This is a genomic window from Bifidobacterium anseris, assembly GCF_002860345.1.
Classification (GTDB): domain Bacteria; phylum Actinomycetota; class Actinomycetes; order Actinomycetales; family Bifidobacteriaceae; genus Bifidobacterium; species Bifidobacterium anseris.
In genome coordinates this window covers 120,979-140,524 of the sequence record NZ_NMYC01000003.1, presented here as the reverse complement: position 1 = coordinate 140,524, position 19,546 = coordinate 120,979, and the positions used below count along the sequence as shown (strand labels likewise).

At 65.7% G+C, this 19,546-nt stretch carries 12 protein-coding genes; 7 read left to right on the top strand and 5 right to left on the bottom strand.

What is annotated here, in order from left to right:
* The first annotated feature begins 170 nt into the window (after window positions 1-170).
* A complete protein-coding gene (locus CGZ88_RS04825; RefSeq protein WP_026645646.1) occupies window positions 171-443 on the top strand; it encodes an ACT domain-containing protein in 273 nt (90 codons plus the stop codon).
* A gap of 54 nt (window positions 444-497) precedes the next feature.
* Window positions 498-1,862: a PFL family protein gene (locus CGZ88_RS04820; protein ID WP_101671243.1), complete on the top strand. Its 1,365-nt coding sequence runs from the start codon at window positions 498-500 to the stop codon at window positions 1,860-1,862.
* Between the two features lie 74 nt (window positions 1,863-1,936).
* Here the strand turns inward: CGZ88_RS04820 and CGZ88_RS04815 are convergent, their stop codons facing one another.
* Window positions 1,937-2,596, bottom strand: coding sequence for a tRNA (cytidine(34)-2'-O)-methyltransferase (locus CGZ88_RS04815; RefSeq protein WP_081664156.1), 660 nt, complete (start codon window positions 2,594-2,596; stop codon window positions 1,937-1,939).
* A gap of 51 nt (window positions 2,597-2,647) precedes the next feature.
* Between CGZ88_RS04815 and CGZ88_RS04810 the strand changes: the two genes are divergently transcribed.
* From CGZ88_RS04810 to CGZ88_RS04790, 5 genes are all read left to right on the top strand, one after another.
* The gene (locus CGZ88_RS04810; protein ID WP_101671242.1) at window positions 2,648-3,610 is read left to right on the top strand and encodes an HhH-GPD family protein; all 963 of its coding nucleotides are present in this window, start codon (window positions 2,648-2,650) and stop codon (window positions 3,608-3,610) included.
* 117 nt (window positions 3,611-3,727) lie between these two features.
* Complete coding sequence (locus tag CGZ88_RS04805) at window positions 3,728-4,462, top strand: hypothetical protein (RefSeq protein WP_243390075.1); 735 nt, start codon at window positions 3,728-3,730, stop codon at window positions 4,460-4,462.
* Between the two features lie 321 nt (window positions 4,463-4,783).
* Window positions 4,784-8,344 (top strand): DNA-directed RNA polymerase subunit beta, encoded by a 3,561-nt coding sequence (gene rpoB / locus CGZ88_RS04800; protein WP_026645641.1) that lies wholly within the window; start codon window positions 4,784-4,786, stop codon window positions 8,342-8,344.
* Window positions 8,345-8,397: 53 nt separating this feature from the next.
* Window positions 8,398-12,426, top strand: coding sequence for a DNA-directed RNA polymerase subunit beta' (locus tag CGZ88_RS04795; RefSeq protein ID WP_026645640.1), 4,029 nt, complete (start codon window positions 8,398-8,400; stop codon window positions 12,424-12,426).
* 182 nt (window positions 12,427-12,608) lie between these two features.
* On the top strand, window positions 12,609-13,340 hold the full coding sequence (locus tag CGZ88_RS04790; protein WP_101671241.1) for an FHA domain-containing protein: 732 nt from the start codon (window positions 12,609-12,611) through the stop codon (window positions 13,338-13,340).
* A gap of 299 nt (window positions 13,341-13,639) precedes the next feature.
* Here the strand turns inward: CGZ88_RS04790 and CGZ88_RS04785 are convergent, their stop codons facing one another.
* From CGZ88_RS04785 to CGZ88_RS04770, 4 genes are all read right to left on the bottom strand, one after another.
* Window positions 13,640-14,398, bottom strand: coding sequence for a variant leucine-rich repeat-containing protein (locus tag CGZ88_RS04785; protein ID WP_101671240.1), 759 nt, complete (start codon window positions 14,396-14,398; stop codon window positions 13,640-13,642).
* A gap of 140 nt (window positions 14,399-14,538) precedes the next feature.
* Window positions 14,539-15,732 carry a PP2C family protein-serine/threonine phosphatase gene (locus CGZ88_RS04780; RefSeq protein ID WP_101671239.1) on the bottom strand — a complete coding sequence of 398 codons (1,194 nt, stop codon included), beginning with the start codon at window positions 15,730-15,732 and terminating at the stop codon, window positions 14,539-14,541.
* Between the two features lie 34 nt (window positions 15,733-15,766).
* Window positions 15,767-18,295: a transglutaminase TgpA family protein gene (locus tag CGZ88_RS04775; RefSeq protein WP_101671238.1), complete on the bottom strand. Its 2,529-nt coding sequence runs from the start codon at window positions 18,293-18,295 to the stop codon at window positions 15,767-15,769.
* Window positions 18,292-19,518 (bottom strand): DUF58 domain-containing protein, encoded by a 1,227-nt coding sequence (locus CGZ88_RS04770; RefSeq protein ID WP_026645636.1) that lies wholly within the window; start codon window positions 19,516-19,518, stop codon window positions 18,292-18,294. The genes CGZ88_RS04775 and CGZ88_RS04770 overlap by 4 nt, the downstream gene beginning before the upstream one ends.
* Window positions 19,519-19,546: the final 28 nt, after the last annotated feature.

Sequence of the window (19,546 nt, the reverse complement as noted above, 5' to 3'; positions counted from 1 at the left end):
CATTGAACGGCCCGCGACGCGCCCTGCACAGGGGTGGGTCACGGGCCGCTGCCGTCCGGCCGCGACATCCTGACATGTGGGACATCGCCGAACTTGGCACAGCTCCTCCCTATACTTTGGTCTTGCCGGTACTTTTCCAGGGCGACCGCGCCCGAGACCCAGGGAGATCCATGAACAAGGCAATCATCACCGTCGTCGGCCAGGACACCGTCGGCATCATCGCTCGCGTCTGCACGTACCTTTCCGAACACCACACGAACGTGCTCGACATTTCCCAGACGATCATCGACGGATTCTTCAACATGATGATGATCGTCGACTACGCGGACGCGGACGTCGCATTCGAGACGATCGTGGACGACCTCGAGGCCCTCGGCGAGGACATCGGCGTGCGCATCCGCTGCCAGCGCGAGGAGATCTTCACGAAGATGCACCGCGTCTGAGGCCGCGGACGCCATCCACGTGAACGCAATAGGCCAGAGCCGGAAGGAACCAGCATGCTGAATATCATGGAGGTCCACGAGACCAACCAGATGATCGAGCAGGAGAAGCTCGACGTGCGCACGATCACGATGGGCATCAGCCTCATGGATTGCGCGACGACCGACGTCGACGAGACCTGTGGCAAGATCTACGACAAAATCACGACCTACGCGAAGGACCTCGTCTCCACCGGCGAGTCGATCGAACGCGACTTCGGCATCCCGATCGTCAACAAGCGCATCACGGTGACGCCGATCGCGCTCGTCGGCGCGAGCTGCTGCAAGACGAGCGCCGACTTCGTCAAGATCGCGCACGCGCTCGACCACGCGGCGAAGACCGTAGGCGTCGACCTTATCGGCGGATACTCGGCGCTCGTCTCGAAGTCGATGACGCCGGCCGAGGAACTGCTCATCCGTTCGCTGCCGGCCGCGCTGAGCGAAACCGACATCGTCTGCTCGTCGGTCAACGTCGGCTCGACGAAGACCGGCATCGACATGAACGCCGTCGACATGCTCGGCCACATCATCAAGGAGATCGCCGAAGCGACCGCCGACATCGACTCCTACGGCTGCGTCAAGTTCGTCGCGTTCTGCAACGCGCCCGACGACAACCCGTTCATGGCGGGCGGATTCCACGGCGTGACCGAAGGCGACGCCGTCATCAATGTCGGCGTGTCCGGCCCGGGCGTCGTCTCGAGCGCGCTCGACGCAGCCGTCGGCAAGGACTTCGAATTCCTGTGCGAGACGATCAAGCGCACGGCGTTCAAGATCACGCGCGTCGGCCAGCTCGTCGCGCAGGAGGCGTCGAAGCGCCTCGGCGTGCCCTTCGGCATCATCGACCTGTCGCTCGCGCCGACGCCGGCTGTCGGCGACTCGGTTGGCGAAGTGCTTGAGAAGATGGGACTCGCGCAGGTAGGCGGCCCCGGCACGACGGCCGCGCTCGCGATGCTCAACGATCAGGTCAAGAAGGGCGGCATCATGGCGTCCTCCTATGTGGGCGGCCTGTCCGGCGCGTTCATTCCGGTCTCCGAGGACAAGAACATGATCGACGCGGCCGAATCGAGCTGCCTGACGATCGAAAAGCTCGAGGCGATGACGTGCGTGTGCTCGGTCGGCCTTGACATGATCGCGATCCCCGGCGACACGCCCGCGTCGACGATCTCCGGCATCATCGCCGACGAATCGGCGATCGGCATGGTCAACCAGAAGACGACGGCCGTGCGCGTCATCCCGGTCGTAGGTAAGACGGTCGGCGAAATGGCGAACTTCGGCGGCCTGATGGGCTATGCGCCGATCATGCCGGTGAACACGGCGAGCTGCGGGGCCTTCGTGACGCGCGGCGGCCGCATTCCGGCGCCGATCCACAGTTTCAAGAACTGACCCCACCCTAAAATCGCAGATGGGCGTGCATCAAACGGTTGATGCACGCCCATCTGCGATTTTAGGGTGGATGGTCATTGACCCCCATCAAATCCCAGCTGCCGCCAGGCCTCATAGATCGCAATCGACGCGCAGTTCGTCAGGTTGAGGCTGCGCAGGCTCGGCCGCATCGGCAGACGCACCTGCTCGGCGACGTGCGGTCCGAACATGATGTCGGTCGGATCGGGGATGTTGCCCGGCTCCGGGCCGAACAGCAGGATGTCGGTCGGCCGGTACTCCACTTCGGTGTACAGCTTCGTCGCATGCGCAGTGAACGCGATGATGCGCGAATCCGGCATCGACTCGACGAGATCCTCGAAGTTCGGGTGGAGCACGACATGTGCCATGTCATGGTAGTCGAGACCGGCGCGGCGCAGCTTCGTGTCGCGCAGGTTGAAGCCGAGCGGTTCCACGAGATGCAGGATCGTGCCGGTGACCGCGCACAGGCGGATCGCCGAGCCGGTGTTGCCGGGGATGCGCGGGGAGTAGTAGCACAGATGCGGCGTCGACGTCGGCGTGTTCGCCGCCTCCTTCGCCGACATCATCGCGTCGACGACGGAAATCGGATTGCCGTGCGCGTCGGTCACGAGTTCGTCGGGACCGTAGTTCGATTTGCGGTAACCATATTCGAACATCCGCTCTACCTGCGCCTGCGGGTCGGTGGCGTTCGCGGGATTCGTTGCTTCATTCGTCACGTGACACACGATATTGCCCCGGCGCGACGCGGCTTCTACAATGGCGAGGCTATGGTCACCCGAACGAAGAAGAACGCCGAACCGAGCGACGTCGTCGGCGTCTCGCGCGCCGCATCCGCGCGACGCCTCGCCGAACAGCTGCGCCGACCGCTGTTCGCATGGTGGGACGTGCACGCGCGCACACTGCCGTGGCGCGACGGACGCACGTCGCCGTGGGGCGTCCTCGTGTGCGAGGTCATGAGTCAGCAGACGCAGATGGGCAGGGTCGTGCCGTATTGGACCGCGTGGATGGAACGATGGCCCGACGCCGCCGCGCTCGCCGCTGCGCCGCGCGCCGACGTCCTCGAAGCGTGGGGACGGCTGGGCTATCCGCGCCGCGCGCTGCGGCTGCAGGAATGCGCGCGCGTCGTCGCCGCCGAATGCCACGACGAGCTGCCGCGCGACTACGCGACGCTGACGGCGCTGCCCGGCATCGGCGACTACACGGCGAGCGCCGTGCTCAGTTTCGCCTATGGCGAGCGCATCGCCGTCGTCGATACGAACATCCGCCGCGTACTCAGCCGCGTGTTCCTTGGCGAGGAGTCGCTCGGGGGCGCCGCGAGCGCGCTCGAGCGTGCGCTCGCCGACGTCGTGCTGCCGAGCGACGCGCAGGCGAGCGCGACGTGGAATCAGGCGGTCATGGAACTCGGCGCGCTCGTGTGCACGGCGAAACAGCCGGCGTGCGACGACTGTCCGCTGCGCGAGCGCTGCCGTTTCCTCGCCGCCGGCCGCCCGCGGCTGGGGGAGCGGCGCACGCGGCCGCGGCAGCGTTTCGCCGGCACCGACCGTCAGGTGCGTGGCATCGTCATGCAGGCGCTGCGCGAGTTGTCTGCCGATGCGCACGGTGTGCTGTCGCGCGAGGCGGCGGGACGATTGTGGCCCGACGGCGTGCAGCTCGACCGTTGCATCGCATCGCTCGACGAGGACGGTCTGATCGAGATCGTCGACGGCCACGGCGTGCGGCTGCCGCGGTAGTCGACGCGCGGGCGACTGACGAAGTCGACAAAAACACCGACGAAAAGTCAATCAACAGGAATTAACGGATTAACGATTAACAAGGATGACGTGGGTGGGGTGGATAAGATGGTGAGCATGCCGAAGCCACCACATCAGCGCACGTCGTCGAAATCGTCGCCGCGCACGTCGTCGTCGAGAACAGCGTCGTCGGAATCGTCGTTGGGAACAACGTCGTCATCGGGCGGCGCGCGGCCGCGCAAGCGCACGATGTCGAAACGCAAGCGCGCGATATACCGCAAGCGCCGCCTCGTGTTCTTCGGCGGCCTGCTCGTGTTCGTGATCGTGTGCGTGCTGTGCGTCTACAGTCTGATTCGCGGCGCCGTCGCCGCACACGACTGGATCGGCGTGGGAGACCGCATGGCCGTGTCGCGCACGGCGGTGCCCGATCCGCCGAAGAAAAGCAAGGTGAAGGACTGCACGGCGAAGAATCTGCAGATGACGCTGACGCCGGCGGCCGACGTCGTGCCGCTCGGCGGCTCGCTCGAGTTCACGGCGACGATGACGTACGTCGGCACCGACCCGGCCGGCTGTTTCGTCGACGGCGCCGACGACGCGCGCGTCCTCGTCATCAAGTCGGGTGCGGACACGGTGTGGCGTTCCGACGCGTGCGAGGCGACGTACCGTCCGCTGCTGATGATGGAGGGCGTCACCGACGAACAGCAGATCGTCTGGGATACGGTGCGCTCGGGCGACGAATGCAAGGCGTCGGGGGAGCTGCCGCACGTCGACCGCGGCACGTACACGGCGCAGCTCGTCATCGACGGCGACACGCACGTCGAAAGCAAGCCGGTGACAATCACCGTCGGCTGAGCGCGGACTGCGCATGTCGATGACGACGATGCTGCGAACATCGTCGACACTGCTGCGAACGCCGACAACGCTGCAGCATCGTCGACACTGCTGCGATTGTCGATAACACAGTGCATACTGTGAGATTGCTCACATTTTCGGAATATCGATTGCTTCTGCGGGTTGGAATCGATAGTATATTGATTCCGTGTCTTAGTGTGTCATATGGCGGGCATGCTATCGAAGACGAAGCGCCCGCGCACCTCGGCATATGGCGGCCGGTGTCCGCGCTTCCGACTGTGAGCATAGTTACGAACAACAAGCAGCGATAAGGAACGTCCATTGTCTGAGACTACGACGAACACCACTTCCATCATCGCGCGTGCCGACCAGCGGGACATCGACCTGCACAAGGCGTCGGATCGCGTGAACTTCGGCTCGATCGCCGAACCCATCGACGTGCCGTATCTGCTCGGCGTGCAGACCGACAGCTTCGACTGGCTGATCGGCAACGAGCGCTGGCAGGCCCGCGTCCAGGAGGACGAGGAGAAGGGCACGCACACCGTCGCTCACATCTCCGGACTCGACGAGGTCTTCCAGGAGATCTCCCCGATCGAGAACTACTCGCAGACGATGAGCCTGACGTTCTCCGACCCGTACTTCGAAGAGCCGCGCCACACCGTGCAGGAATGCAAGGAGAAGGACTACACGTATTCGGCGCCGCTGTACGTCAACGCCGAGTTCGAGAACGGCGACACCGGCGAGATCAAGTCGCAGACCGTCTTCATGGGCGACTTCCCGCTGCAGACGCCGCACGGCACCTTCATCATCGGCGGCACCGAGCGCGTCATCGTCTCGCAGCTCGTGCGTTCCCCGGGCGTCTATTTCGACCGTCAGCAGGATCGCTCCTCGGACAAGGAGATCTTCGGCGCGAAGATCATCCCGAGCCGTGGCGCATGGCTCGAGTTCGAGATCGACAAGCGCGACTTCCTCGGCGTGCGCGTCGACCGCAAGCGCAAGCAGTCGGCGATCGTCTTCCTGATGGCGATCGGCATGTCTCGCTCCGAGATCCGCGAGGCCTTCGAAGGCTACCCGCTCGTGCTCGATGCGCTCGACAACGAGAAGATCGACTCGCAGGACGAAGCCCTCGTCGACCTCTACCGCAAGATCCGCCCGACTGACGCGGCGACGCCGGAAGCCGGCAAGAACCTGCTCGACTCCTTCTACTTCAACACGAAGCGCTACGATCTGGCGCGCGTCGGCCGCTACAAGATCAACCGCAAGCTCGGCCTCGAGAAGGACTACAACGACCGTTCGCTCAGCCGTGAGGACATCATCGCGACGCTCAAGTACCTCGTGACGCTGCACGCCGGCGCCGCGACGTTCCCGGGCAAGCGCGACGGCGAGGACATCGAGCTGCGCGTGGACGTCGACGACATCGACCACTTCGGCAACCGCCGCATCCGCCAGGTCGGCGAACTGATCCAGAACCAGCTGCGCACCGGCCTGAGCCGCATGGAGCGCGTCGTGCGCGAACGCATGACGACGCAGGACGCCGAGGCGATCACGCCGCAGTCGCTCATCAACATCCGTCCGGTCAACGCGACGATCAAGGAGTTCTTCGGCACTTCGCAGCTCTCGCAGTTCATGGACCAGAACAACCCGCTGGCGGGCGTGACGAACAAGCGCCGCTTGTCGGCCCTCGGCCCCGGCGGCCTGTCGCGCGACCGCGCGTCGATGGAGGTGCGCGACGTGCATCCGTCCCACTTCGGACGCATGTGCCCGATCGAGTCCCCTGAAGGCCCGAACATCGGCCTTATCGGCTCGCTCGCTACCTTCGGCCGCATCAACCCCTTCGGCTTCATCGAGACGCCGTACCGCAAGGTCGTCAACGGCCATGTGACCAACGAGGTCGAGTACATGACCGCGGACCGTGACGTCGAGCACGTCATCGCGCAGGCGAACCAGAAGCTCGACGCGAACGGCAACTTCGTCGAGAAGGAAGCGCTCGTGCGAGACGCGGCCGGCGAGGCGGAGGACGTCCCGGTCGAGATGGTCGATTACATGGATGTCTCGCCGCGTCAGATGGTCTCCGTCGGCGCGTCGCTGATCCCGTTCCTCGAGCACGACGAGGGCCACCGAGCGCTGATGGGTACGAACATGCAGCGTCAGGCGGTCCCGCTGATCAAGTCCGAGCGTCCGCTCGTCGGCACCGGCGCGGAATGGCGTGCGGCGGTCGACTCCGGCGACGTCATCCTCGCCGAGAAGCCGGGCGTGGTCACCTACGTGTCCGCGGACATCATCCGTGTCATGAACGACGACGGCACGACGAGCTCCTACAAGCTCGCGAAGTTCCAGCGTTCGAACCAGACGACGTGCTACAACCAGGTCCCGCTCATCCACGACGGCGAACGCGTCGAGGAAGGCACCGTGCTGGCCGACGGCCCGGCGACCGAGAAGGGCGAGATGGCCCTCGGCAAGAACCTGCTCGTCGCGTTCATGCCGTGGAACGGCTACAACTACGAGGACGCCGTCATCATCTCGCAGCGCCTCGTCCAGGACGACACGCTCTCCTCGATCCACATCGAGGAATACGAGATCGACGCCCGCGAGACGAAGCTCGGCGCCGAGGAGATCACGCGCGACCTGCCGAACGTCGGCGAGGACGCCGTAGCGAACCTCGACGAGCGCGGCATCATCCGCATCGGCGCCGAAGTCGAAGCCGGCGACATCCTCGTCGGCAAGGTCACGCCGAAGGGCGAGACCGAGCTGACCCCGGAGGAGCGTCTGCTGCGCGCGATCTTCGGCGAGAAGAGCCGCGAAGTGCGCGACACGTCGCTGCGCGTGCCCCACGGCGAGACGGGCACCGTCATCGCCGTCAAGGAGATCACGCGTGAGGACGCCGAGGAGGACGGCGACGAGCTGCCCAACGGCGTCAACCAGATGATCCGCGTCTACATCGCGCAGCACCGCAAGATCACGCAGGGCGACAAGCTCTCGGGCCGCCACGGCAACAAGGGCGTCATCTCGCGCATCCTGCCGGAAGAGGACATGCCGTTCCTCGCGGACGGCACCCCGGTCGACATCATGCTCAACCCGCTCGGCGTGCCTTCGCGAATGAACCTCGGCCAGGTGCTCGAACTGCACCTCGGCTGGGTCGCGCACGCGGGCTGGGACATCTCGCTCGATCCGGACCTCGAGGCCGAATGGAAGCAGTACGTGCCGAAGGGTGCCGAAAAGGGCGAGCCGGGCACTCCGGTCGCGACGCCGGTCTTCGACGGCGTGCGCCAGGAGACGCTCAAGGGCCTGCTTTCGACGACGCTGACCGACCGCGACGGCAACAAGCTCGTCGGCGCCGACGGTAAGGCAACGCTGTTCGACGGCCGCACCGGCGAACCGTTCCCGAAGCCGATCTCGGTGGGCTACATGTACATGCTCAAGCTCCACCACCTCGTCGACGACAAGATCCACGCGCGTTCGACCGGTCCGTACTCGATGATCACGCAGCAGCCGCTCGGCGGCAAGGCGCAGTTCGGCGGCCAGCGCTTCGGCGAGATGGAGGTGTGGGCGCTCGAAGCCTACGGCGCCGCCTACACGCTGCACGAGATGATGACCACGAAGTCGGATGACGTCGACGGCCGCGTGCGCGTCTACGGCGCGATCGTCAAGGGCGATAACCTGCCGCCGGCGGGCATCCCCGAGTCGTTCAAGGTGCTCCTCAAGGAAATGCAGTCCCTGTCCCTCAACGTCGAAGTGCTCAACGCCGAAGGCGTCGCGATCGACATGAAGGAAGAGGACGACGATCCGGTCTCCTCCTCCAACGACCTCGGCTTCAACATCGGCGCCCGCCCGGACGCCGCGGCGAAGGCCGACCAAATCGTTGATGAACCTGAATACAAGTAATCACACGAGTCATTCAAGAGAAACAAGAACCTACACAGACAGGACAAACGTAAGTGCTGGACGTCAACGCATTTGACAAACTGAAAATCGGCCTGGCCACCGCGGACGACATCCGTGGCTGGAGCTACGGCGAAGTCAAGAAGCCGGAGACCATCAACTACCGCACGCTCAAGCCGGAGAAGGACGGCCTGTTCGGCGAACAGATCTTCGGACCGACGCGTGACTGGGAGTGCGCGTGCGGCAAGTACAAGCGCGTGCGCTTCAAGGGCATCGTGTGCGAGCGCTGCGGCGTCGAAGTGACGCGCAGCCGCGTGCGCCGCGAGCGCATGGGCCACATCGAGCTGGCCGCGCCGGTCACGCACATCTGGTTCTTCAAGGGTGTGCCAAGCCGTCTGGGCTACCTGCTCGGCATCGCGCCGAAGGAACTCGAGAAGGTCATCTACTTCGCGTCCTACATGGTCACGAAGGTCGACGACGAACAGCGCCACCAGGATCTGCCGGATCTGCAGGAGGAGTTCGACACCGAGGTGAAGAACCTCGAACGCCGCCGCGACAACGAGATCGAGGAGCGCGCGAAGAAGGTCGAGGCCGATCTGGCCGAGCTCGAAGCCGACGGCGAGGTCAAGGGCAGCGCCCGTACGAAGCTGCGCAACGGCGCCGAACGCGACATGGCGGCGATCCGCCAGCGCTACGACGACCAGATCGCACGCCTCGGCGCGGTCTTCGACAAGTTCAAGAACCTCAAGCCGGGCGACATGGAGAACGACGTCGACCTGTGGCGCGAGATGGAGGACCGCTACGGCGACTACTTCGAAGGCTGCATGGGCGCCGAGGCGATCAAGAAGCGCCTGCAGGACTTCGACCTCGAAGCCGCCGCGAAGGAACTGCGCGAGGAGATTGAGACCGGCACCGGCCAGCGCAAGGCCCGCGCCCTCAAGCGTCTCAAGGTCGTCAACGCGTTCCTGACGACCGGCAACAAGCCGGAGGCGATGGTCCTTGACGTGATCCCGGTCATCCCGCCGGATCTGCGCCCGATGGTGCAGCTCGACGGCGGCCGCTTCGCGACCTCCGACCTCAACGACCTGTACCGCCGCGTCATCAACCGCAACAACCGACTCAAGCGACTCATCGAGCTCGGCGCCCCGGAGATCATGCTCAACAACGAGAAGCGCATGCTCCAGGAGGCCGTCGACTCGCTGTTCGACAACGGCCGCCGTGGCCGCCCGGTCACCGGTGCCTCGAACCGTCCGCTCAAGTCGCTGTCCGACATGCTTAAGGGCAAGCAGGGCCGTTTCCGCCAGAACCTGCTTGGTAAGCGCGTCGACTACTCGGGCCGTTCGGTCATCGTCGTCGGCCCGTCGCTGCGCATGCACCAGTGCGGTCTGCCGAAGCCGATGGCGCTTGAGCTGTTCAAGCCCTTCGTCATCAAGCGTCTCGTCGACCTCAACTACGCGCAGAACATGAAGAGCGCGAAGCGTCTCGTCGACCGTGGCGACGCCGAGGTCTGGGGCGTGCTCGAAGAGGTCATCTCCGAGCACCCGGTCCTGCTCAACCGTGCGCCTACGCTGCACCGTCTGGGCATCCAGGCCTTCGAGCCGATCCTCGTCGAAGGCAAGGCGATCCACCTTCCGCCGTTGGCCTGCGCCGCGTTCAACGCTGACTTCGACGGCGACCAGATGGCTGTCCATCTGCCGCTGTCGGCTGAGGCCCAGGCCGAGGCTCGCTCGCTGATGCTCGCTTCGGACAACATCCTCAAGCCGGCCGACGGCCACACCGTCACGATGCCGTCGCAGGACATGATCCTCGGCCTGTACTACCTGAGCACCGTCGTCGACGGCGCGAAGGGTCAAGGTCGCGTCTTCTCGTCGCTCGACGAGGCGCAGATGGCGCTCGACCGCCACGAGATCGACATGCAGGCCAAGGTGCTCATCCGCCTTCCTGAGGACTTCGTGCTGCCGAAGGACTGGGAGCCGGGCGAGGTCAAGGTCGTCGACCCGGAGCCGGGCAGCCCGGACATCGTCAAGGAGGAGCGCTTCACTGACGGCACCGTGCTGTTCGCGACGTCGCTCGGCCGCATCCTGTTCAACGAGACGCTGCCGGTGAACTACCCGTTCATCAACGAGCAGTGCCCGAAGGGCAAGCTCTCGAAGATCGTCGACGACATCGCGACGCGCTACTCGACGCAGCAGGTCGCCGCCGTCCTCGACGCGCTCAAGGACCTCGGCTTCACGCGTGCGCCGTGGTCGGGCGTCACGATGGCCTTCTCGGACATCGTCGCCCCGGCGGACCGTGAGGAGATCATCAAGGGCTACGAGGACGAGGCCGCGAAGGTCAACAGCCAGTACGACCTTGGTCTGCTCACCGAGGAGGAGCGCCGTCAGGAGCTCATCAACCTGTGGACCGAGTGCACCGACAAGGTCGCCGAGGCGATGCGCGAGAACTTCCATGACGATAACAACGTGAACATCATGGTGCAGTCCGGCGCACGAGGCAACTGGATGCAGATCCGCCAGATCGCGGGTATGCGAGGCCTCGTGGCGAACCCGAAGGGCGAGATCATCCCCCGACCGGTCAAGTCGAACTACCGCGACGGCCTGTCCGTGCTCGAGTACTTCATCTCGCAGCACGGCGCGCGCAAGGGTCTGGCCGATACGGCACTGCGTACGGCGGAATCGGGCTACCTGACCCGTCGACTCGTCGACGTCTCGCAGGAAGTCATCGTCCGCGAAGAGGATTGCGGTACGAAGCGCGGCCTGACGATGAAGGTCGCCGAACGCGACGAGGACGGCAACCTCGTGCTCGTCAAGGCGGCCGACGGCGGTCCATACTCGCGTCTGCTCGCGGCCGATGTCATCGACCCGGCCGACGGCGAGACCGTGCTCTACCACGCCGGTGACGCGCTGTCGATGGACGTGCTCAACGATCTCGTCGCGCACGGCGTCGAAGAGGTCAAGGGACGTTCGGTGCTCACCTGCGAGTCGAAGCGCGGCGTGTGCGCGAAGTGCTACGGCTGGTCGCTCGCGACGAACAAGCTCGTCGACGTCGGCGAGGCGGTCGGTATCGTCGCCGCGCAGTCAATCGGCGAACCGGGCACGCAGCTGACGCTGCGTTCGTTCCACTCCGGCGGCGTCGCGTCGGCATCGGATATCACGCAGGGTCTGCCGCGTGTCACCGAGCTTTTCGAGGCGCGTACGCCGAAGGGCGAGGCGCCGATCGCGCAGGTCGCCGGCACCGTGAGGATCGAGGACAGCGAACGCGGTCGTCAGGTCTTCATCAAGCCCGACGACGGCAGCGAAGAGGAAGCCTACCCGGTGACCCGTCGCGCGCCGCTCCTCGTCAAGGACGGCGAGCACGTCGAAGCCGGCACGCAGCTGATCGAAGGTTCGGTCGACCCGAAGAAGATTCTGCGTATCCTCGGCCCGAACGCCGCGCAGAAGAACATCGTCGAGGAAGTGCACAACGTGTACCGCTCGCAGGGCGTCGACATCCACGACAAGCACATCGAGGTCATCGTCCACCAGATGCTGCGTCGCATCACCGTCATCGATTCCGGTGACACGACGCTGCTGCCGGGCGAACTCGTCGACCGTGCGCGCTTCACCGAGGCGAACCGCGCGGCCGTCGCCAACGGCGGCAAGCCGGCGGCGGGCCGTCCGGAGCTCATGGGCATCACGAAGGCGTCGCTCGCGACCGACTCGTGGCTGTCCGCGGCATCCTTCCAGGAGACGACTCGCGTGCTCACCGAAGCCGCGCTCAACGAGAAGGAAGACGACCTCAAGGGCCTCAAGGAGAACGTCATCATCGGCAAGCTCATCCCGGCGGGCACCGGCCTTGCGCGTTACCGCAACGCCGTCGTCGAGCCGGACAAGGCGATCCGCGACACGATCTACCCGAACTTCGGTCTCGGTGACGACGGGCTCGGCGGCGAGTTCGGCGATGGCGACATGTCCGACGTCGACTTCTCGAACATCGATTTCGGCGACCTCAAGCTCGGCGATGACTTCAACCCGGACGACTTCCTGGACGACAACGGCGGCCAGGAGGACCTCGGCGGCGATCTCGGCGACGACTTCAAGTTCTGACCGTTCGCTCGTCGGCGCAGCGCGCGCCGACGGCGAGTGGTTGTAACGGTTGCTGCAGTTTGCAGCGGTCTGCAGTGAAGGGCGTCTCTCATCGTGGATGGGAGGCGCCCTTCGCCGTATCCGCGCGTCCACACCGTGGCGGGGATGCGCGGTTTTCCAAGGCGATGTGCTAAGACTGGATTATGCAGAAATTACCGTATCCTCCGGCGCCAGAGATGGGTTGGTACGCCGACGACGAAGTCGAAACGGACATGCTCGTCCCTGAACACCGCGGCACCACGCCGCAGCAGGACGTTGCTGAGCAACCGGTCGTTGAGCAGGCGGTTGCCGCGCAGCCGGCGGTCGAACAGCCGATTGAATCGATTGAGCAGGCAGCGCAGCCGGTCGTCGCATCGCCCTTCCAAGAAGAGGAACATATCAACGCGAACACATCGGAGCAGCCGGCGCTCATCCCGGACGACTCCTACAACGCCCATCTGGGCGACGACCTCGAATACACGGCCGAGGAAGGTGCCGAAGGCAGCGACGAATGGGACGGCACCGTGCTGTCGACGGCGTTCATGAAGAAGGAACCGCGCTACGTCTACCGTCTCGTCAACGCGATCACCGGCCAGAGCATCGTCGTCGACATGGGCGTGCTCATGGGACGCAAGCCGTCGCAGGACATTCCGCAGGGCGCGAAGTCGGTGCGGCTTGTCGACCCGACGCGCACCGTGTCTCGCAATCATGCGGCGATCAGCTTCGATCAGGACGGCTCGCTGTGGATCGAGGACTACGGTTCGCTCAACGGCACCTATGTCATCGATGACGAAGGCGAGCGTCAGGTCGTCAAAGGCACGCCGATGCGGCTCACGGCACCGTGCAAGGTGCGCATCGGCGACCAGGTCTTCGATTTCGAGGACGCCGCCGAATAGCCGAATAAACGGCCGTCGTTGGCGGGGGAGCGGGACGGAACCGTCTGGTCGGTCGCTCCAACTGCCGCATAGTGATCATCCCAGGTGCGTGATACATCCGGGATGATCGCCATCGGGGCGTTTGCAATCGCGACAGGGTGTCACTGCACCCCAAGCGATCGCGGTAGGGGTGGTTTGCGATTGCGACCGGGGCGCAATGCGTCCGGCATGATCGCTACGGGGCCGGTTTGCGAACATGCCGGGTGCGTAGCCCGCACAGGATGTTCGCAAACCGGACTGCACCGCATACGACGGCGGACTCAGTGCTGCTGTCGCTGGGCGATCGACGCGTTCGTCGCGGGTTCGCCGAGCATGGCGAGCCAGTTGAGCAGTTCCGGATAGATGTACGGGTTCTGCGCGAGCGCCGGATGCAGTTCGGGCGCGTACTGCGCGATCTGCTGCATGACCGCCGTATCCGGCGTCGTCATCGCGACCTCGGCGGTGAAACCGTAGGGATTCTGCGGCTGAATCTGCGCATACGCCGGCTGCTCCGGCTGCGCGGCGACCGGCTGCGCGGCAGCCGCATCCATGCCGGTCTGCGAGGCGTCCATACTGTCGAACTGCTCGCTGAGCATGTCGACGCCGGTCGGCTGCGCCGGCTCGAAGGAGACCGGCTGCGCTTCGGCCATCGCATATTCGACGGTGCCGGTCTGCGACGCGATCGGATGCGCGTCGGCGACCGGCGATGCGGCAGCCGCCGACTGACCAGCAGTACCCGCTGCATTCGCCTCCGCTGCGTCGATCGCCGCAGCGATCGCGGCGGCCTCGTCCATCGCGGCTGCGTCGACCTGACGGTCCTCGACGGCGCCGAGCTGCGCCTGATATCCGAGTTGCGCGACGGTGGTGCGCGCGCGTTCGTCGCCGAACTGCGCGATCCAGCGCAGCAGTCCCGGATAGGCGCGCGGATGCGCTGCAACGTTTGCACCGAATTCCGGATTCTCGTACGCGACCTTCGCGAGCGTGACCGGGTCGGCCTGCGGGTCCTGGATGATCGCCACCGCGTCGTCGTAACTGACCATGATATGTTCCTCTTTTCCCTCGTCTCGCTGCGCCGCATGCACGATGCCGCGCAGCAGGACGAAACCATGTCCTTGTTCTTAACTTATCGTCTTCGTGCCCGTCGCCACTGCATCGTCTCACGTCCGCCGTGCAATCGTATTCACGTCTGCAGCGTCGTGTCGTCGATGTCCGAGAGATCCTCGTCGACCTCGAGTCGTTCGCAGTGCCATGCTTCGGTGCGTTCGGCGTCCCACGGCATGTCGACGACGATGACGGTGACGTTGTCGCCGCCGCCCGCTTCGAGCGACGCGTCGATCAACGCGTGCGCCGCCGCGTCGGCCGTGTCGTGCTGCGCTGCAACGTGTGCAATCGTAGCATCATCGATCTCGCCATGGCAGCCGTCCGAACAAATGATGAACCGTCCCGCCGCGTCCGCCATGAAGAAATCCGGGCGGATGCCCATCGGCGAGCCGACGCACTGCGTGATGACGTTGCGTGCGATCGAGCGTTCCGCCTCCTCGGGTGTCATTTCGCCGGATTCGATCGCCTCCTGCCTGCGCGAATGGTCGTGCGTGATCTGCGTGAGCGAGGCGGCGTCCCAATGGCCGTCGGTGTCGGGGCTCATATGGTAGGTGCGAGAATCGCCGACGTTGACGACGTAGCACATGTGCGGCTCGGCGTCCGGCAGCAGCTGCCTGATCGCGATTGACCATGCGTCGGGCGCGACGTCGGCGCGATGTTCGCCGAAGCGTGCCGTGTCCGTGCCGCCGCCGAGGTCGGTGCCCGGCTGCGTCGCGTCCCAATCGTCGCCGAATCCGGAGAGTGGCCGCAGTTCGTCGATTGCGCCGAGCGTCGCGATTGCGTTGTACTGCGCGCTGTGTTTCGGGTGATGCGTCGTCGTCGGCTTGCGGTGCGCGTCGGCGAAATGCGTCGCCCCGTCAGCGCGCCCGCATTCGAGTTCGTCGGCCGTCGCGACATCCTCGTCCTCGCTGCCGTCTGCAACCCCACGGTCCGCAGCCCCCGCCGAACCGCCGGCCGCCGCGAACCATTGCGGCAGCACGACACCGGTGACCGTCGTGCCGGCGATGCCGCCGAGCGTGAGCCCGAGCGCACGCGTGCGCGACTGCGCGCGCTCGAGCGTCTCCTCGATCGAGGCGCGCGTGCGCGACGCCTCCCGTGCGAGCTGGGCGAGATCCTCGACGGCGATCGCGCTGGCGCGTTCGCCTCCCGATTCGCCGCCCATGCCGTCGCAGACCATGTAGACGCCGCGTTCGGCGAGCCAGCTGTCCTGGTTCGTGCGGCGCCTGCGTCCGATATCGGTGAGCGCAGCGACACTGATGACTGCCTGTTGCATGCGCGTCCTTCCTACCCGTTCCCCGCTGCCTGCGTCAGTGACGCGCATGGGAGAAACGGCGCTTCCTGTGCTTGCTGTCCGCCGACGCTGATTCGCCGGCGCGGCGCGGCGCCGACTGTTTCTCGTCGTTCGCCTCGGCCTTATGATACCCGACCGTCACATCGACCGGTTTCATCTGCCGCACGCCGCGCAGCGACAGTTTCGTGCGCCAGCGTCGCATGCGTGGCAGTGTCGCGAGCATCGCCGCGCGCAGTTCGTCGATGGCGTGCCAATACGTCGACGCCTGCTCATCGCTGACGTCCTGCCCGGAGAAGGTCGCGTAGTCCGCCTGCCTGCAGGCCGACTGCATCGCCGTCGGATCGAGTTTGAGCTGTTCGGTGATCTGCTGCGCTTGCTCGCGGCGTGTGCCGTGCGCGTCGATGCCGCTCTGCCGCGCGAGCACGGCGACCGACTGCCATCCCGAGGCCATGCGCATCTGCGGGCGTCCGCGTTTGCGCAGCATCGCGAGCTGGATCGCCTTGCCGAGCAGGATCGCGCCGACGATGAGCAGCACGATCCACAGCGGCGAACCGTAGAGCGCGACCTTGCCGATGACGCGTCCCGCCTGCGCCCATTTCGACGGTTCGGGCGCTTCCGCCGCCTCGGTGCCGCCGAACGACGACTGGCTCGTCGTGTTCGTCTCGTCGCGCAGCGGATCGGTGAGCGGCAGCGGCGGCTGCCGCACGAGGTTCTGCGGATTCGGCGGCGTGAGGTTCTGGTCGTCGTCCGGCGTCTTCGTCTCCTTCGGCGTCGGATAGAACGGCACCCACCCGTAGCCTTCGAGATTGATTTCGACCCATGCGGTCACGTCGTTGCCGGTGAAGTCGATGATGGTGCCGTCGCCTTCCGTCTGCGTGCGCGCGTTCGAGATGTCGCCGTCCTTGTCCTTCGGCAGGAAGCCGAGTACGACGCGGCTCGGCAGACCGAGTTCGCGCGCCATCAACGCCATCGCCGACGCGTACTGTTCGCTGTCGCCGACCATTTCGCCGCCGAGCAGCTGCGCGATGCGATGGTTGCCATGTCCGGGGCTTGATTGGTAGTCGGAGCCAAGGCCGTGCGAGAACCATCCTTGGTCGCGCAGCATCGCGACGAGCTGCTGCGCCGCCTCGCCGCCGTGCGATTTCCCGCCGGCCGTCGCCGACGCGAGCTTGCCGACCTCGTTCGGCACGTCGTCGGCCTTCGGCTGGTCGATGCGCGCCGCCTCAGCTTCGGCGATCTGCTTGTCGCTCGGCTCGTCGGGGATGATGCCGTGTTCGGTATACGTCAGTCCCTTCTTCACGCCATCACGCAGCAGGCCGGAGTCGGTACCGACGTTGTAGTAGAACGATTCCGCGTTTTTCTCGTTGCTGAATCGCACTGACGTGGCCGCGCCGGCGAGCGGCAGCCAGTCGTCGCCGAGGCCGTCGCGCACCGTGAACTTCGCCGTGAACGGCCTGCCTTCGGCATCGTTGCGGATCGACGTGCCGACGCGCGCATAGTTCGCCGAATCGCGCGACTCCCTCGAATCGGAGAGGTTCCACACGTTGCCGTCGAAGCGGTCCATGACAGCGAGCCGCACGCATGTGCCTTCCGGCAGTCCGTGCACGGTGAGCACCGTCGTGTCCTTGTACGATTTGATGTACGCGCGCATCGTGCTCAGCGGGCTCGTGTAGTCGTTCGGGCTCAGCGGCGGCTCGTAGTGGTCACGCAGGATCGTGCGCTGCGCCGGCAGCAGCAGGCAGCCGCCGAAGGCGACGGCCGCGGCGAGCACGACGATGACGAGCGAACTGATCCATCGTCCCGATTCGAACATTCGCATGCGCCACGACAGCCAGACGATGAGGACGAGCGCGAACGCGATGCCGCAGGGGATGCGCGCGACGCCATCCGCCGTGCCGAGCAGCGCGCACGCGCACATCGCCGCGATCTCGAGCACGATCGCCGCGACCGACCAGCGCGGATCGTCGAGCAGCGCGAAGAAGCCGGCGATCGCCGCCGTCCACAGGCACAGCGTCCAGACGGCGAGCAGCGCCCCCTGCGCGTCGCCGACCGGCGGCTCGATCGCGATCAGATATTTGAACGATCCGAAGGTTTCGCGCCAGCCGAGCCGCAGCGTTTCGAGCGAGGGGATGACACGGCCGATCGTCGTGTCATTGAGACAGATGACGGGGCCGACGATCCACTGCGCGAACACGAGGAAGAACAGCTGCCACCACAGTCGCAGCGGCGGCGCGACGCCGGCGAAGGCGATGAGCGCGCCGATGACGGCGGCCGGCACGGCGGCGGTCGCCCACGCGCCGGCCGAACCGTAGACATCGATGAGGTTCGCGGCGCACAGCAGCGTCACGATGGCGACGACGGTGCACGAGACGAGCGCGGGCTTCGCCTCGGTCTTCTCACGGACGATGCGATGCGTCGGCTTGCCGGTGTTCGTCGACCAGATGACCGAATGCGTCGTCATCGCCCACGAGCCGGTCTCGGTCGACGTCTGCGTGCCGCCGGTCGTCAGCGACGCGTCGGGGATCGAAGTCGGTGCCATGCTCATCTCAGTGCCCCCATGATCTGCGGAAGGTCGTCGAGTGTGTTGACGGTCGCGAGCGTGAAATCGGGGAAACGGCGCAGTGTGCGCGGCTCGTTCGGCGACGTTTGCAGCACGAGGCACGTCGCGTTCGGCGGCAGCGCCATCATCATGCGGCGGATGTCGTCAAGCGGTTTCGCGTGTCCTACGGTGAAGCAGTAGAAGGACGCGTCCGGCGTCGCGGCGAGCGCCTCCTGCGCGAGGTTGCGACGGTCTCGGAAGTCGGGTTCGATTGCGCTGCACGCGTCGAGCAGCTCCATCGGATTGCGCGGGTTGAGGTTCGTGCGCGCCACATGCGTGTAGAGCGGACGGTCCTCGAGCAGCGCCTGCACGCCGATCGACGCGTGCACGCTGACGGCGAGTTCGAACTCGTCCTTGCTCAGATAGTCGTCCGGGTTGACGTCGAGCGTCACCGACGTGTCGGTGCGGCGCGTCGCCTCGTACTGGCGCAGCATCAGTGTGCTCGTGCGCGCCGAGCTGAGCCAGTGCACGTGGCGCACGTCGTCGCCGGGTTCGTATTCGCGCAGGCCGTAGAAGTCGAGGTCGTCGTCGACGATATCGCCGCTCGGGTTGCCTTCGAGGTCTCGCGGGATGCCGGCGTGCAGCGAGTCGAGCATGACGATGTCCGGATGGATGTAGACGTTGAAATGGTCGGCGAGCTGATGCTCGTGGCGCATCAGGCCGAAGGGGTCGCCTTTGCGGATCGTCAGCGGGCCGACGGCGAGCACCGAACGCGACAGTGCACGGAACGTGACCGTCGTGTGCTTCGACTGGTGCGCCGCGAGCATTGGGATCGGGAATCGTTCGTGCTCGGCGCCGAGCGGAAGGTCGGCGCGCGCGCTCGCCGTCGGCGTCGTGCCCGGATTCGTGACGTCGACCTGCACGGCGACCTCGTCGCCGACGCCGACGCGGCGGTCGGAGACGTCGATCGTCGCGTCGAAGGACGTGTTGCCGATCGACAGGACGAGCGCGGCGAGCAGCATCGTCACGAGCACGAGGCACATCGCGAGCATCTCCGCGTAGCCGAGCGTGAGATAGAGCACGAGGCCGGTGACGGCGAGCGCGAGCGCCGTCCATCCGAGCGGGGAGACGTAGGCGGTGACGAAGTGGCGCACGCGGCGCGTGAAACGGCTCCAACCGCGGATGAACGCACGTTTGCGGGCCCTGGAGCGCAGTGCCGAATCGGTCATGGGATGAACCTTCCGAGGTAACGGGAAC